We start from the raw sequence: 16,396 nt of genomic DNA, 5'->3' as shown, positions 1-16,396 counted from the left end.
TCCCTGACCGGGAGCAGACGCGATGCTGATCGCGTCTGCCAGCCGCCTGCTGCAGGCGGTGCTCACGGCCTTTGCCGCCACGGTGCTGGTCTGGGCGCTCCTGCCGCTTGCGCCGGGCGATCCGGCCATGCGGCTCCTCATGGCGCGCGGCAAGACGGATTTCTCGGTGGCCGAGCTCGAGGCGCTCAGGCGCGAGCTCGGGCTCGACCGGCCGATGGTGCAGCAGTTCCTCGACTGGCTCTGGCGCCTGCTGCACGGCGATCTCGGCGCCTCCTTCGCCTCGGGCCAGCCGGTGGTGGCCGAGATCTTCGAGCGGCTGCCGGCGACCGTGCTGCTCCTCGGGCTCGCGCTTCTCTTCTCCGTCGCGCTGTCGCTGCTCTTCGCGCTCGCCGCCGCCCATTGGCAGGACCGCTGGCCCGACCGGGTGATCCAGCTCTACAGCCAGATCGGCGCGGCGCTGCCGACCTTCGTCTTCGCGCTTCTGGCGCTCACCTATGTCGTCGTCGGCGCCGGCATGGGGCGGGTGCTGGCCGAGGTCGGCTGGTGGGCCGCGCTTCTGCCGGCCTTCATCATCGGGCTCGACCGCGCTGCGGGATGGACACAGCTCCTCCGCGCGGGCCTCCTCGAGCAGATGGCGAGCGATCACGCCGACATGGCCCGTGCCCGCGGCGCCACCGAGCGGCGCATCCTTTTGCGCCACGCGTTGCCCAATGCCTTCCTGCCGTTCCTCACGGCCATCGGCGTCAGCGTCGGCGCGCTGATCGGCGGGGCGCCCCTGATCGAGGCGATCTTCACCTGGCCGGGGCTCGGCAATTACCTGCTCTCGGCCCTGTCCGCGCGCGACTACCCGGTGATCCAGGCCTATGTCCTCTTCGCCGCGTTTTCCTATGTCGTCGCCGCGTTCATCGTCGACCTCGCCGCCATGGGGATGGACCCGCGGCTGAGGGGGCGGGCGGCATGAGCATCGCCGAGAGCATCGCTGGGGTCACCCGGCCGGAGGTGCCGCACCTGGCCGGCGAGCGGCGCCTGCTCTTCCGGCTCTGGCGCCACCCGTCGGGCAAGGCGGGCATCCTTTTGACCGCGGCGCTCCTCTGCCTCGCGCTTCTCGGCGCGGTCTGGACGCCCTGGCCCCCCAACGCCCCCAACTACGCCCATGCCCTGCAGGGCCCGAGCGCCGCGCACCTCTTCGGGACCGATTCCACCGGGCGGGACCTCCTCTCCCGCGTGCTCGACGGCGCCCACCGCTCCATCGGGGCGGCGGTTCTGGTGCTGGGCTCGGTCTTCGCGATCGGGCTCGTCATCGGCACGCTCTCCGGCCTCGCGGGGGGCTGGCTCGACATGTTGCTGATGCGGCTCGTCGACGTGATGATGACCCTGCCGGGGCTGGTGCTGGCCTTCGCCGTGCTCGGCATCCTCGGGCCGAGCTTCATCAACCTCCTGATCGCGCTCATCATCGGCGACTGGGCCTGGTATGCCCGCCTCGCCCGCTCGCTGTCGCTCGATGCGCGCTGGCGGCCGGATGTCGTGGCCGCGCAGATGGCCGGCATCTCGCGCGCCCGGATCATCTTCGGCCATATTCTGCCCGGCGTGGCGCTGCAGCTCGGCATCGTCGCGACGCTGGCACTCGGCGGCATGATCGGCGCGATCTCGGGCTTTTCCTTCCTCGGGCTCGGCGTGCAGCCGCCCCATGCGGAATGGGGGGCGCTCCTGTCGGAATCGCGGCTGTTCTTCACCGTGGCGCCCTGGCTCCTGCTGGTGCCGGCGGGCTGCATCTTCCTCTCGGTCCTCTCCGCCAACCTCCTCGGCAATGCGCTGCGCGACGTGGCGAGCCCGAAGGCGGCGCGATGAGCCTTCTGACCTGCGAGGCGCTGACGGTCAGCTACCCCGGCGGCGGCACGCCGGTGCGGGGCGCGAGCTTTGCCGTCGCCCCGGGCGAGTGTTTCGCGCTGGTCGGCTGCTCTGGCTCCGGCAAGTCCACCATCGCCCGGGCATTGCTCGGCCTCCACGGGGCGGAGACGCGGCTGTGCGGCGGCCTGCGGCTCGGCGGCCGAGACCTCCTGACGCTGGACGCCGCCGGTTGGCGACAGCTCCGCGGCCGCGAGATCGGCTATGTCGGCCAGAACCCATGGTCGGCCTGCGACCCGCTCCGCCCGGTCCGCGACCATGTGGACAGCGCCTGGCGCGCCCATGGCCTGAGCCCGCCCCCGGGCGCGGCGGAGGCGCGGCTCACCGCGCTCGGAATCCCCGAGGCGGCGGCGCGCCTGCCCCTCGCCCCCCATGCCTGGAGCGGCGGGATGCTCCAGCGCGCCTCCATCGCCGCCGCCCATGCGCTCGCCCCGCGGCTGGTGGTCGCCGACGAGCCGACGAGCGCGCTCGACGCCGACCGGGCCGAGGCCGTGCTGGCGGCGCTGAAGGGGCAAGGCGCGGTGCTGCTCATCAGCCATGACATCGCCCTGGTGATGCGCATGGCGGACCGGATCGGCATCCTCCACGAGGGCCGCATCGTCGAGACCGGCACGCCGGAGGAGCTCCGCCGCGCCCCGGCCCATGACGAGACCCGCCGACTTCTCGGCGCCGCCGCGCCGCTGCCAAAGGGGGCCGCCCCGGGGCGCCCGCCCCTTCTCTTCCGCGGCGAGGGGCTCGCGCGGGATTATGCGGGGGCCCCGGCGCTCCCCGAGACCGACCTGCAGATCGGCGCCGGCGAGATCGTCGGCATCAAGGGCCCCTCGGGCTGCGGCAAGTCCACGCTTCTGCGGCTCGTCATGGGGCTGGAGCCGCCGACACGCGGGCGGATCGAGCGGGCCCCGGCCCTGCAGCGGCCGGCGGCGATCATGCCGGTGTTCCAGGATCCGGTCTCCAGCCTCGTGCCGCACTGGCCGATCTGGCGGAGCGTGGCGGAGCCTCTGGTGGCCGGGCACCGGGCCCGCACCTCCCGCAGGGCCCGCCGCGCCGCCGCCCTCGCCGCGCTGGCGGAGGTGGGGCTGGGGGAGATCGACCCCGAGGCACGGCCCGGCGAGCTCTCCGTCGGCCAGTGCCAGCGCTGCTCCCTCTCCCGCGCCCTCGTCGCCGAGCCTGCCCTCATCGTCGCCGACGAACCCTCGAGCGCCCTCGACAGCCTCGCCACCGCCGGCGTCGCCCGCCTCCTCCGCCAGGCCGCCGACCGCGGCACGGCCGTGCTGCTGGTCAGCCACGACGGCGCCTTCCTGGAGCGCCTGGCCGACCGGATCGTGGCGCTGGGTGGGGAGGGAGGCGCGGGGCTGGGAGGCGCCGGGCGGTGACGTGCGGACGCCGGCTCGACGGATGAGCAAGTTGGATGGCTTTGAGATGGTGCCCGGGGGCGGAATCGAACCACCGACACGAGGATTTTCAATCCCAAATTGTGGATGGAAGATCAGGCGGTTACGGGCGAAATTTCTGCCAAACCCACCACGGGAAATCAGGCACTTAGCAGCCGATTGTCAAACCATTTGCAGGCCCGGAAAGGGGCCTTGAGCGGATGGTGCGGCGGCGTTTTCCGTTCTGTCAAGCGGTTTCATCCGTCGCCTTTGACGCGATGGCGCTTCCCCTTCCCGGGGGCCTGCGCATGAGCTGGAAGATCGCCAATCTCTGCGCCGACCGCATCTTCGGCAGCGCCGCGCGCAAGCAGATCATCATGTTCCTGGCCGACAAGGCGAGCGATGACGGCTCGGGCATCTGGTGTTCCAAGGGGACGATCCAGCGCCACACCGAGCTGGGCGAAAGCACCGTCAAGCGCACCATCACCGACTTCCTGCGCGAAGGCATCCTGATCGAGACCGGGCGGCGTCCCTGCAAGAACGGGTTCACCGTGATCTACCGGATCGTGCTGGACCGCGTGATGGCCTTGGAAAGCTCCGCCGAACCTGACGAAGGAACGGGGTCCACAGCGGACCCCGTCCAGCGTGACCCCGGTAGGGGGTCCAGGGTGGACGGGGTACGGGGTCCACGGTGGACCCCAAACCACCCTGAAACCATCCATAAACCACCTACGCGCAAGCGCGCGGAGGCGACGGCGGCTGAGGATGAGAGACTTGAACAGATCTGGGCAGCCTATCCGAAGGACCGCCAGCGCGGCAAAGCTGCGTGCCTTGCCCGGATCGCGGAGGCCGTGCGGGAGGAGATCGACCCCGACGACCTGCTGCGCGCCGTCCAAGCCTATGCGACCGAGAGCGCGGGCTTCACGCGGTCCAAGGTCTGTTTCTCGGACAACTGGTTCGCAACCCGCCGGTGGCAGCGCTTCCTTGAGGTGATGGCCGAGGAACGGCAGGCGCGGACGGCTTTGGCCGCCGATCACCACGCCCGGCTCGCGGCGTGGGTGCGCGACCGCAGTCCGATGTGCAAGCACATCACCGCCCCGCAGGTGACGGCGCTTACGGCGGCGGGGCTGGTGACCGACGGGCAACTGCGCGCGGCGGGCTTGACGGGATGAGCGGCGCATCCTCTGCAAAATGCGCCGCGCATTGCGTCCGGTGCATTCCGGATTTTGGACCGCGCTCCGTGTCCCGCGTCCTTTGCGCCGCGCCTTTTGCATCGCGTCCTCTGCGCCGCGTCCGTTGCCCCGTGCTTTGCGCATCGCGTTTCCCGCATCGCGTCCCCTGCACCCCGTCCAACCAAGCAAACCCACCGAAACGGACTCCAAGCCCCTGATCCGCCTCCGCTGACGCTGGGAGGCGGGGGGCTTGAAGGAAGTTGGCAAGAAATAGGAACGTAAACTTCACATGCGCCACCACCGCAAACTGACCGACGACGAACGCCGCCAGATCATCGAGGCCCGCGCCGGGGGCACGCCTGCCGCCGTGTTGGCCCGCCGCTTCGGCGTCTCGACCCGGACGATCTACAACACGCTGAGCCGTGCCAAAGGCGCGCTACCTGGCCTAACCACGACGATCAGCACCCGCCTGAGCGCGCGCCAGCTGGCGGGGTTTCAGTCCGCGCTGGCACGTAGGGGCATCACCGACCAACCCGCCGCCCTGCGCCGCCTGATGCGGGCCGCCGACATCCTGCTGCGCCCGGTCGATCCGGTCGTTCTCGACCACCTGCAAGCTTGGGGCGCGCAGGTCGCCACCGAAGGCGCTGCGGTCAACCACATCGCCCGCAAGCTGAACGAGGCAAAACTGCGCGGCCGCCCGCTGCCCTTCACCGAAGACGACATGACCACGATCCGCACCTTCGCCGGGGGTCTGGTCGAATTCGCCGAGGCGTTTCGCAGTCTGTGGGAGGCACAGCTGGCCGCGAAAACGCGCGAGGTCGACAAGGCGTTGGAGGGGTTGGCCGCAGATGCTCCGGAGCCCTAAAGCAGCTCCCGCATCTGCGCCGCCCGCTGCGTCGCATCGCTTGCGATCGGCTCGCTGACCGCCGCCGGGACCTGATCGCTTACCGCCAGAAGCGCCCGCTCCAGCGCGGGGCCCAGCCGATCGGTCATCTCCTGCAACAACTCCAGGGCGCGGCCCTTGGGCAGACCTGCCGCGCGGCCCTCGGCCTCGAAGTGGCGCGGCACGATCTCGTCGATGCCGTAATGGCCGTCGATCGACATTGCGAGGCGGTAGCGCTTGCGCTGCAAGCGTCCGGCGCGGACGACCGCGGCGACGCTCAGGATGTCATAGAGGGGCGCGAGGGTGAATCGCGCCCGACGCCCCAGACGCAGGCTGAAGTTCTTGGCGTGCCCGTCCGAGGCCCCGATCAGGAAGAAGAAGATCTGCGCCCGGAAGAACGTCTCCCGATCCTCGATCGGCGTGTCAGATTCCCGCATAAGCTCCATGATCTGCGCGATGCTGGGGCCGCCCAGCCTCTGGTATTTCATGGCAGAAGGGTAGCCCAGCGACTGGCAGATATCTTCCTGCGGCAGGCGCCTCAGGGTGTCGCCGTGCCAGACGCGGTCGAAGCGTTCGACCGACAGCACGACCTGCCCGGAAAGGGTGAGCTTTTCGACATGCGCGACGGGAAGGCCGATTTCACGCGCCAAGGTCATGCAGAACAATTCGTTTTCGACGCTGTCGCTCAGGTCGATCTGCTCCGGGCCGGGAATGAGGCCCATAGGCGTCTTGAAGATATGGCTGGTCGGCGTGATGCCCCGCGGTTTGGCCCACTTTCCGTCGATCCGCAGATAGGCTGTCTTCTCCTGCGCGCCGGCGATGGAAATCCGGAAATCCTCGTCTTCACCCAGGGCGAGCGGCGCGGCGGCGAGGTTCTTCAGGTCGGCGACCATCTCCTCTTCCGAAATGATGCGATACTGCATGTCCTGCTCGGCTGGGGCCTCCTCCACCGGCAGGAATTGCAGTGCACCGACACAGTCGCGCCCCAGCACGGACAGCAGAGAGAACACGTCCTTGCCCTGCGCCCCGACACGCGCGGCTATCTTCTCGCGCAGCTCGCCTTCGGCATCGGGCAAGAGGTTGTCGAAAGCGGCGACAACGGGATCGCCCTGCCATTTGAGCTTGGTCAGCGGCAGGGTGCTGGCAACCGGAAAAGCGGCCTCGGACGCGAGCCAGTCAGGATCGTAGGTGAAGGCGATGGCCCCATCCGTTGCGCGGGTCAGCGTGCCCACCCGCGCCCTTTCGTACCAGACGGCTGTCTTGCTTTGGCGTGTGCGTCGGCCCGCGCGGGCGATCCGTGCCATTTTATGGCTGCCCAGGGTCGGCTATACGATCCGTCGCGGACAGTTCCGCGCCGAGGGCCTCGAGAAGGCGCAGGTAGACATCGAGGCTGACGGACACGACGCCGTTCTCGATGTCGGAAATGGTGGATTGCGCCGTTCCCGTCATCTCGCCAAGCTGCTTCTGGCTAATCTTCCGCGCCGCTCGCCGCGCCTTCAGCACGGCCCCGGCTTGGCGCAGGCTTCGGATGGGATATGCGGGCAAGGTATCCATGGCCGATTGATAGCCCAAGGGCGATATTGTGTCAATATAGCCCTCGGGCTATAAGTTTCGTGTATAGCCCATGGGCTAATTTTTTGGTCTCTGTGCGTAAGGGAAATTCATGCCGACCTGCATCAAGAAGCCATGCCATACACGGTCGACGATCCACCACCACTTGCCCGGCAGAAGGCAAAGACGAACACAGATGAAGAATGTCTTCAGGATCATAAATACGAATTATTATCCCAGGAACATATTGACTCCATATGATCCCCCGATCATCGTCTTCGGGAAAGGATCACCCGGATGGATCAGATCGCCCGCACCACCAAGGACCTCGGCCAGGTCCTGCGCGCCGCCCGCAAAGCCAAGGGCCTGACGCAGGCCGAGCTTGCCGCCCGCGCGGGCGTCTGGCAGCGCACGGTGTCCAACATCGAGACCGGCACCAGCGGCGCCAAGGCAGAGACGATCTTCGACCTGCTGGCAGCGCTCGACCTCGAACTGCGGATCGTGCCGCGCAGCAAGATGACCCCGCATGACCTCGAGGACATCTTCTGATGGGGCGCAAGCGCGCCTATGCGCCGCTCGACGTCTACATGAACGGCCGCCGCGTGGGACAATATTTCCGCGCGCCGGACGGGGCCTTCGCCTTCACCTATGCGCCGGAATGGCTGGCCTGGGAAAACACGCTGCCCATCTCGCGCGCCCTGCCCCTGCGGCCCGAGCGCTACACCGGCCCGCCCGTGATCGCGGTTTTCGAGAACCTGTTGCCCGACAGCGACCTGATCCGCCGCCGTGTGGCGGAACGCGTGGGCGCGGATGGTGTGGACGCCTACAGCCTGCTTGCGCGCATCGGGCGTGATTGTGTGGGCGCGCTGCAATTCCTGCCCGAGGGCGAGCAGCCAGGCGACGCCCGCGCGCTGACAGGTGAGCCGTTGAGCGACGCCCAGATCGGCGCCATGCTGCGGGATCTGGCGCAGACCCCGCTTGGCATCCGGGCTGAGCGGGATTTCCGCATCTCCGTCGCCGGTGCGCAGGAGAAAACGGCGCTTTTGTTCCATGACGGCCGATGGGTGCTGCCCACCGGCACTACGCCGACGACCCACATCCTGAAGCCTGCCATCGGCCGCCTGCCCAATGGCATGGACCTAACCGACAGCATCGAGAACGAGCATTTCTGCCTGCGCTTGCTTGCAGGCTTTGGCCTGCCCGTCGCACGGACCGAGATCGCGGATTTCGAGGGGACGCACGCGCTGGTCATCGAACGCTTCGACCGGCTGCGCGCCCGCGACGGCCGCCTGATCCGCCTGCCGCAGGAGGATTGCTGCCAGGCCCTGTCCGTGCCCCCGACCCGCAAATACCAGAACGAGGGCGGCCCGGGCATCGTGGAGATCTGTGATCTGCTGACCGGCAGCGACGAGCCGCAGCGCGACCGGGCGGATTTCCTGAAGGCCGTGGTGTTGTTCTGGCTCATCGGGGCGACGGACGGGCATGCCAAGAACTTCAGCATCGCCCTGATGCCCGGCGGACGCTTCCGCATGACGCCGCTCTACGACGTGCTGACGGTGCAACCCTCGCTCGATGCGGGGGCGTTGCAGATCAAGGACATGAAGCTCGCCATGCGCGCGGGCCAGGGGCGGCATTACCGGCTCGCGGACATCCACGGTCGGCACTTCGTCGAGACGGCGCTGGCGGCGGGGTTCTCGCGTGAACAGGTGACGGGGTTGTTCGAGGACATTCGGGGGCGGGCGGAGCGGGCATTTGACCAGGCCTTGGCGGAAATGCCGCCGGGATTTCCCGAGGAGCTGGTGGCGTCTGTGAGGCGAGGGTTCGAGCAAAGGGTGGCTCTGTTGGTCGCGGGGAACGGCGGATGACGTGCGGGCGGAAAGCGGCCGTTCCCTTCAGCGGCCTTTTCGACACGGTAGTGGTTGGGAAGCGGACATTAGGTCTCCGCAAACTTAAGAGTCGATTAAGCTATTGGTTGCGTCGTCAGTGTTCCCAAATGTCGTGTGCTGAATTATACAGAGCTACAAATTATTGTGTGGCGGTGTAGCTATGGCCATCTTCGATATTGAAAAGGATGACCTACTTCGGTTGTCCGATGAACGACTGGAAGAGTTGATAGCGCGCCTTTCAGAGGCGGAGGTCGCGGCACACGGCCATAGCCCCGCGAGTGTAAGTTGGTCAGGCTCGATCAAGGCACCAGATGAAGGTATCGACATTCATGTGGAAGTGGATACCTCCGAACTGGAAACGGGCTTCCTGAGCCGTCCGAATACTGTTCTCCAGTCCAAGAAGGACTCTATGCCAAAGTCTGCAATCGCGGCGGAGATGCTGAAGGATGGAGAACTAAATCCCACCATCGCAAACCAAGCCCAGATTGGCGGCAGCTACATCATCGTGAGCCTCGCCGACGATTGTTCACCACCGATGAAGAAGGATCGCCTCGAAGCCATGCGGGCAGCGTTGGCCAATGACCCAAACAAGGACAACATCCACCTCGATTTCTTCGACCGTTCAAAGCTGGTCCAATGGGTGCGGCAGCATCCGTCGGTGTTGCTGTGGCTGAAGGGTAAGCTTGGTCAGGGTTATTCAGGATGGCAACCTTATGGAGCCTGGAGCAACCCGCCCAAAGGATCACCTGACACCCTTATCTCTGCTCCAGGCGTGACAGTTCACGTGCCGACTGAGCGAGGTCAGGAGTTATCAATCGAAGACGCCATAGAACCTATGCGTCGGCTGATACGCACATCAAACAAAGCGATCCGCATCACGGGGCTTTCTGGTGTTGGTAAGACACGCATTGTGCAAGCGCTCTTTGATGAAACTGTCGGTACCGACCCGCTCGATAGAACTATCGCGGTCTACGTTGATACAGGACAAGACCCTGATCCTTCCGCATCTGCTATGCTGGATCGTCTAATTGCCGAAGGCCGTCGTGCGGTGATGATCCTCGACAACTGCCCCTCCGATCTGCATTCGGCACTAGCAGCCAAGGTGTCTGCTGGAAATGGTGATGTCAGCCTGATCACGGTTGAATACGATATCAGAGACGACAAGCCGCAAACTACCGAAGTGATCCACATCGAAGCGAATGGACCGGACGTAGCCGAAGAACTTCTGATGCGCCGTTTTCCCGAAATTGGACAGGGTAACGCAAGGCGGATCGCCGAGTTTGCCGATGGCAATTCCAGGGTTGCCTTGGCGATTGCAGAAAGAGTTGAACAGGGTGAGAGTCTCGCCCAACTGTCGAACGCCGAGTTGTTTGACCGTCTTTTCCAACAGCGGAAAGGAGTCGATGGTGATCTTCGTGAACAGGCCGAGGCTCTGTCTTTGGTGTATTCGTTCTCGGTTTCTGACCCAGAGGTCGGTAATAACGAATTAGAAGTCCTTGGCTCGATTTCAGGGCATTCAAGGGCCCAATTGTTCAAGGCCGCCAAGAAACTAGCAGACCGACATGTCGTGCAAAAGAGAGCCCATTGGAGGGCGATATTGCCTCATGCAGTCGCAAACAGGTTGGCAGGCTCTGCGTTAGAGAGCGTCCCTGTAGAGACCCTAAGATCAACGTTTGAGGCACCTGGAAATAGCAGGCTTCTAATGTCGTTCGCACATAGGCTTGGCTTGTTGCATGATCACCCTGTCGCCACAGAGATCGTCGAGGCATGGCTGCAAGCTGACGGTCTGCTAGGCCGTATTTCCGACCTCGATGAGAACGGATCGAGAATCCTAGACTACATTGGACCTGTGGCACCAGAAGCGCTGCTTGATCGGATCGAAGCCGAACTCACCGCTCCCGACTTTCAGGGTATGGAGCCGAAGCATAATCCCCGCAGGACCACGATCCTCAACCTGCTGCAGTCCTTGGCTTACGAGGCCCATGCCTTTGAACGCTGCATGGCACTACTGATCCGCGTTGCGGACCATGAAGATGAAAACAACAATTATGATGCGGTAAGGGATAAGATTTCGAGGTTCTTTCAGCCCTATCTTTCAGGCACTCATGCTTCCCTGGCGCAACGCCTCGTCATCGTAGAGAGTTGTCTGAGCTCCGAGGGTGCGGGACGGCGTTCCTTGGGTCTGAAGCTTCTTTCAACGGCACTCGATGGACCGCCATGGACGGGCTTCGGTCTTAACGAGTTTGGGGCAAGGCCGAGAGATTATGGATACCGCCCCAACCATGAGCAACTCGTGGAATGGCGCACGGCCTTCATTGATCTGGTAACTCGGCTGGCAAATTCTGACGATGATGACATCAAGGGCGGTGCACGGCGGGTCCTAGCGAATGAGTTTCGCGGTCTTTGGCATCAGGAAGCAATGCGGGATAGGCTTGTCGAAGTAGCGCGGGCGATCAATGATCACGAGCCGTGGGGAGCAGGCTGGAAGGCCGTTCGTTCGATCATCTACTTCGACCACACAAAGGACAAAAATGAACCTGAACCAGAGCCGCTTCCCCAGGAACTTGCTGATCTAGATCGCGATCTAGAACCACGCGACCTGATTGCGAAGATCAAAACATACGTGCTTGGTAGCGGGCATGACTACTGGGCACTTGACGACGAGTTCGATGACAGCAGCGACGACAAGTATCGTGCGGCTGAAGATCGGTTGGCTGCAAAGGCAACAGACTTGGGTGAGAGCTTTGCCGCTTCAGACCATACCCTCGATGAGTTAGGGAATGACTTGTTCTCAAACGACTGGATGCCCTATCGCAGAGCGTTCGGTGTCGGCCTTGCGAAGGGGGTCCACAACTATCGCGAAGGTTGGCAAGGCTTGCTGGAACACCTCGCTATTTCATCCGGTTCGAACCACGACTTTGCGGTGATAGGTGGCTTCATCGAAGAGGTCGCAGCAAACGATTACGGACTTTCAAGAGAACTCTTGGATGAATGCGCAAAACACCCACAACTTCAGAAAGTCCTCGTGGGCCTGCATCCGTGGAACGATTTCACGGAGGCCGATCTTGATCGGTGCATAGCCTTGCTCGATCAGGAAGAGACACGAACCTGGATGTTCGGGCCTATCCTTTGGCGAGACAACTACGCGCATCTACCCGCTGAACGATTGTTGGAGCTTGCACGGAAGCTGGTGATGAAGTCGGGCGGCGACGACACGTTGCTCGAGGCACTCAGTATGAAGCTTCATAGTAAAGACCCTGTGGTCGACACGCTAGGACCCGAACTGAGGAAACTTGGATTGAAGGCGGCAACCAAATCCCTGCTGGCCGCTCACAGCGACCCTGGTGGCAGCAAGGATTATCGCATGGAAACCGTTGTCCGTGCCGCATTCAGCTTCGATGGTAATGAAGCTGAGAAGACTGAGTGGGTAGATACGATCTTTTCCGTCGTGGACGAACGTTACGGTTTTATTCATTCGTTTGAGGAAGCGATTGAAACAACGGCAGGGCTTATGCCCAAGGAATTTCTGAACCGCGTGTTCCAGGGGACCGAAGATCAACAGCATCGACGCACATACTTCATTCGACACGGTGGCATACGTCGCTGCCCTCTCTCCAAGGTCGATGTGGTCGACTTGATAGAGTGGTGTCAGCAGCGGAACGAGCCTGAAGTCTGGGGTTTGGTCGCGTCAGGCATCAAGCTTTGGGAGAAAGGCGATGGTCACAGGGACGGCTCTTCCATTACGGCATCTGCTGTTGAGTTCCTTGAAGCCGCACCAGAGCCAGAACCAGTTCTTCACGCTTATGCAGATCGTGTCACCCCATCGTCGTGGTCTGGAAGCCGTGCAGACGTCATGCAGCCACGGGCTGATGCCATTGCGGAACTGATACAGCATGAGCGGGAAGACATAGCTCAGGCCGCAAAGTCGGTGTCAGATCGACTGACCAAGAAAATCGAACGAGAACGTGTGCGTGACAGACATAGAGATGAGGAACGCGAACAGCGCTTTGAGTGATATCGCGCAACAAGCACGACCACTGTGATTTCGCAGTGGCAGCGAATGTCCGGTCTGGCGGGCCGCACCGCAGCGGCGGGTCTTGGCCAATGTCGGCAAGGGCCGCTTGCGCCAATGAATTGGCCGCCGCACCACTACCAGACGCCTACAGCGTCACTGCCGGGCTTCAAAGATCACCGCCACGCGGCTCAAAATGTCCACGGGCTCCCCTTCTGAGAGGACCCTGCACGCCGCTATCAGATCATCCATCCGAACGCGGACGGCGTCTCGGACGTCATCAGGCTGCGCGCGAAAGGCGCTGTAGATCGCATCAATGCCAAGGTAATCGGGGATTTCGCCGCCCGTTGCGCTGTGCTGGCTTACGGCTTCCTTTGCCTCGATCCAGAAGACATCAAGTTCGTGGGCCCAGGCTTCGGCCAGTTTCTCGAGCGCTGGCAGGGTCAGATCTCCAAACTGCCCCCGGCCGCCATCTGTCACAGTGCTGGAGGTCAAGAAGCCTGCCAGAGAAGCCAGCAGGGAAACTGTGCGTGCCGGGCGGATATCCCAGTGTGTCAGTTGGCCGAGAGTGCCGCGCAAACGGTCCAAAGTCTCGGTCACCTGTGTAAACTCAGGGCGAACGTCATGACGGCCGAGGCGGCGCGTTTCGGCATACGCATCTGCGAGCAGCCGAGCAGCCTCAGTCTGATCTCCGATGATTTCTGCTCGCCCACCATCGTCGCGCACAGCCAGAAGGCGCGGAGGCAAGACGGTTGGGTCTTGAGGGCTGCCAGTACGCCCTCCAAGAAGCAGGATCGTGACGGGTTGCCGTGATGTAAGCAGGCACAGTTCTGCACCCCAAAGGCCGCGCGGATTGGAGCTTTGCACACGTGCGAACACCTCGTGCGGCACTGACCGGCGTAGCCCCTCGATTTGATCGAAATAGTTTCCCGGCCGCAAAATCCTTGGCTTCTTGATCTGATCCAGAACCAGGTCAGTCAAATCTCCGGCCGCAAACTCGACCAGTTCCGACGGCAGGTCATCCGCACCGACCCCAGAGAGTAGGGCGATGCTGGCAACACGGGCGCGTGCCTTGTGATCGGACGACAGAACAAGGCCCGGCAGATCGAAGGTGTGGTAGTGGATGCGCGGGTTTGGGCTGTCGATCCTGTCGATCCGACCCAAGCCTTGGATCAGGCTTTTCACGTCTGATGTCACCCCGATAATCCCAAGTGCTGGCGCAAGTTGGAGGTTGATCCCCTCCGCCATCTGAAAGGTCAGGAACATGGCCCGCGGCTTCATCCTATCGACGCGCTTCCCGTCGATCCCGAAGTATTCCTGCGCTTCGGCCCCGGATCGGATGTGATGCATCTTTTTGCCCGGTTTGATCCGGGCACCTGGGGCGACCACAAAGACCTCGGGACCCCGGCCTCGCTGCCCCGCCAAAAGGCGCGCATACACCTCGAGCACACCGACGCGTTCGGCGAGGAAGATCGCGTGACCATGCTTACGCAGAATACCGCGCATCACCTCGGTACGTGCCTCGTCGATATCATCGAGGCTCGCATGGTTCAAAAGGCGCGTGATCCTGTCGCAAATCGGTGTCTGGGAGTCGTCGTCCTCGGACGACATTTCCTCCGGCAGAACACCTTCAGGCACCGCCAGTCGGCGCATGTTTTGCCTTTCGGCGCGTCGTAGGTTCTCGCCGATTGAGGCGCGCCCTCGTTGGTCGGCTTCGCTGTCGCGTTCTCGCGCCCATTCTTCGCGCGCGAAGATGATTGATGCGCGGAGCAGCGCCAGGAAATTACGTATGTGAATTCGTGACTTATCGTGAAACTTGATCTCTGTCTGGCCTGCGCGTTGCGGATCTGCGGAGACAAGGGTGATCCCGGTCGTGATGCATTCGGCCAGGGTCTTGATCCGCGCAATGATCTGGCGCTGCTGGTCGGTGAGCGCAGTATCTTCGCGATGGCTGCGGGTGAGCGGGTAGACAAATGCACCGCTTTTTCTGTTGTCGCTTTCCCCTATGCAGGCGCGCTGGCGGCGTACCACATAGGGCGCGAGGGCATCCGCCAGGCCTTCCTGCAACGCACTGATTTGCAGGCCATCTGCTTCAAGTTGGCGCTCGATTTCAGCGACCTCTTCCCTAAGGGTCTCTGATCTGTGGAATAGGTCTTCCTGCACATTTTGCGCTTCGATGCGACGATTGACCTGATCCAGTTGCCGAACAAGCTCCCCCCGTGAGCGCACCTTGGCCATGTGCTGGTTGATCTGATCTGTGATCACCGGCGGCACATAGATAGACGCGCGCTTTTCATGGAAAGCCAGCAGACCATCGAGCCCTTGGTTGCCCATCAGAGTTGCCGAAAGGCAGGCCGTCCAAATGGCCGGGCTTCGTTCGAACACCAGCGAGCGTGCAGAAGGCGCAAGATAACGAGAGCTTAGCCTGTGGCTTTCATCCACTATCATCGACGCGGACGAACGGACGGCGCGGTTGATCTCATCCAACTCGGCGGCCTCGTCCTTTTTCTGGCGAGACAAGTGGCTGTGCTTGATCGGCTTGAAATTTGCGGGGGCATTCGTCGTCCAGTTTTTCAGAACGCTAGCGGGGATCAAGGCGAGCGAACCGAGGCGCTGTTGATCTGCCCGCTCTCCCCAGGAAAAGACGGTGTGCGCATGGCTGACCGGCAGCACGGTTGCCAGGTGCTTTCCGATGTCCGTTTTTCCTGCCCCAGTCGGGGCCTCGACGAAAGCAAAGCCATGTTCGTAGACGGTGCCCGCGGCTTCATAGACCAGGTCTGCTTGAAATGGTTGGGGCGGGCGGCCTGCACTCGTGTTTCCAGCCACGCGCCAAGGTGTGAAGGTGGTGGCTTCGTGAACGGTCCGCGCAACCGCTTCCTCGGGTGTAACCAGCCGGATGAGCGAGCGCAGGATCTCCAACGCTGTTTCAGTCCAGTCGCGGCCCATCTCCCAGTATTGCTCTGCGGCAACTCGCCTTGCATTGGCGACGTCCGGCCAGGCGTGGGCATCGTCCATGAATTCGAGGTTGCGGCGCAGGCCGTTGATCGAAAAATTCGCACTGCCCGATAGAGCAGAGCTTTCGCCAATAATCAGCTTTGCATGCAGCATGGGCGGTCTGCGACCCAGCAGTGCCTCAGTAAGCGCTGGATCGAAAGCGCGAAACTGGATGATACCTCGCTCGATCGCATCCATCGCGAGAACGGCGCGAAGGTCAGCCAAGTCGACAACTGACAGGCCCCGAGCACCGAGAAAATACTGGCGGGCTTCCTGCGCGACTGACCGCCCGCCACCCCCAAAATGTCGGCGGCCGTCCGTGTTCGATCCGAAAACGATACGGATGCTGCCCTCTGGCCGTTCTGCAAGATCATGGACGGCATCAAGCACGATTGTCAGGGAAGACAGGAAATCTTGGTACCCGGTAACAATCAGGCAGCGCGGTTCCTGCAGCACGGATTTGACCAGGGTATGGACCGGGCGGGTCGCGTTGTCGCCCCATGCGTCGCGGCCCTCCGAAGGTGGGCCCTCTGACGAGATCGCTTGCCGGTCACCATCGCCGGTCCGAGAGAAAAAGCGCGAGATCAGCCCCTGCCGCTCCATCTTTTCCCTCATGGCCATCT

Annotated in this window: 11 protein-coding genes; 8 read left to right on the top strand and 3 right to left on the bottom strand. The window is 63.2% G+C overall.

Going from position 1 to position 16,396, the window contains the following annotated elements; translation table 11 throughout:
* The first annotated feature begins 22 nt into the window (after positions 1-22).
* The 5 genes from ACAZ03_RS03280 to ACAZ03_RS03260 all read left to right on the top strand — a co-directional run bounded on the left by ACAZ03_RS03280 (position 23) and on the right by ACAZ03_RS03260 (position 5,312).
* Positions 23-961 carry an ABC transporter permease gene (locus tag ACAZ03_RS03280; protein WP_373355930.1) on the top strand — a complete coding sequence of 313 codons (939 nt, stop codon included), beginning with the start codon at positions 23-25 and terminating at the stop codon, positions 959-961.
* Positions 958-1,848 carry an ABC transporter permease gene (locus ACAZ03_RS03275; RefSeq protein WP_373355929.1) on the top strand — a complete coding sequence of 297 codons (891 nt, stop codon included), beginning with the start codon at positions 958-960 and terminating at the stop codon, positions 1,846-1,848. Before ACAZ03_RS03280 ends, ACAZ03_RS03275 begins: the two co-directional genes overlap by 4 nt.
* Entirely contained in the window at positions 1,845-3,278 is a 1,434-nt protein-coding gene (locus ACAZ03_RS03270) for an ABC transporter ATP-binding protein (RefSeq protein WP_373355928.1), read from the top strand. The genes ACAZ03_RS03275 and ACAZ03_RS03270 overlap by 4 nt, the downstream gene beginning before the upstream one ends.
* Before the next feature lie 305 nt (positions 3,279-3,583).
* Entirely contained in the window at positions 3,584-4,447 is an 864-nt protein-coding gene (locus ACAZ03_RS03265) for a hypothetical protein (protein ID WP_373355926.1), read from the top strand.
* A gap of 289 nt (positions 4,448-4,736) precedes the next feature.
* Entirely contained in the window at positions 4,737-5,312 is a 576-nt protein-coding gene (locus tag ACAZ03_RS03260; RefSeq protein ID WP_373355925.1) for a helix-turn-helix domain-containing protein, read from the top strand.
* On the opposite strand, the gene ACAZ03_RS03255 is transcribed toward ACAZ03_RS03260, so the two are convergent.
* A complete protein-coding gene (locus tag ACAZ03_RS03255; protein ID WP_373355924.1) occupies positions 5,309-6,634 on the bottom strand; it encodes a type II toxin-antitoxin system HipA family toxin in 1,326 nt (441 codons plus the stop codon). The two genes, ACAZ03_RS03260 and ACAZ03_RS03255, sit on opposite strands and share 4 nt — an antisense overlap.
* 1 nt (position 6,635) lies before the next feature.
* Positions 6,636-6,884 (bottom strand): helix-turn-helix domain-containing protein, encoded by a 249-nt coding sequence (locus ACAZ03_RS03250; RefSeq protein WP_373355923.1) that lies wholly within the window; start codon positions 6,882-6,884, stop codon positions 6,636-6,638.
* Between the two features lie 294 nt (positions 6,885-7,178).
* Between ACAZ03_RS03250 and ACAZ03_RS03245 the strand changes: the two genes are divergently transcribed.
* The 3 genes from ACAZ03_RS03245 (at position 7,179) to ACAZ03_RS03235 (ending at position 12,782) form a co-directional block, all read left to right on the top strand.
* A complete protein-coding gene (locus ACAZ03_RS03245) occupies positions 7,179-7,430 on the top strand; it encodes a helix-turn-helix domain-containing protein (RefSeq protein WP_373355922.1) in 252 nt (83 codons plus the stop codon).
* The gene (locus tag ACAZ03_RS03240) at positions 7,430-8,746 is read left to right on the top strand and encodes a type II toxin-antitoxin system HipA family toxin (protein ID WP_373355921.1); all 1,317 of its coding nucleotides are present in this window, start codon (positions 7,430-7,432) and stop codon (positions 8,744-8,746) included. Before ACAZ03_RS03245 ends, ACAZ03_RS03240 begins: the two co-directional genes overlap by 1 nt.
* Before the next feature lie 181 nt (positions 8,747-8,927).
* Positions 8,928-12,782 (top strand): hypothetical protein, encoded by a 3,855-nt coding sequence (locus ACAZ03_RS03235; protein WP_373355920.1) that lies wholly within the window; start codon positions 8,928-8,930, stop codon positions 12,780-12,782.
* A gap of 153 nt (positions 12,783-12,935) precedes the next feature.
* Here ACAZ03_RS03235 and ACAZ03_RS03230 read toward each other — a convergent pair whose 3' ends face one another.
* Positions 12,936-16,394: a hypothetical protein gene (locus ACAZ03_RS03230; protein ID WP_373355919.1), complete on the bottom strand. Its 3,459-nt coding sequence runs from the start codon at positions 16,392-16,394 to the stop codon at positions 12,936-12,938.
* Positions 16,395-16,396: the final 2 nt, after the last annotated feature.

The sequence above is a fragment of the Pseudoroseicyclus sp. CXY001 genome (assembly GCF_041714655.1).
In the GTDB taxonomy this organism is placed as follows: Bacteria; Pseudomonadota; Alphaproteobacteria; order Rhodobacterales; family Rhodobacteraceae; genus Pseudoroseicyclus_A.
Note: the sequence above shows the minus strand (reverse complement) of the source record. Positions and strands in the feature narration are given on the sequence as shown.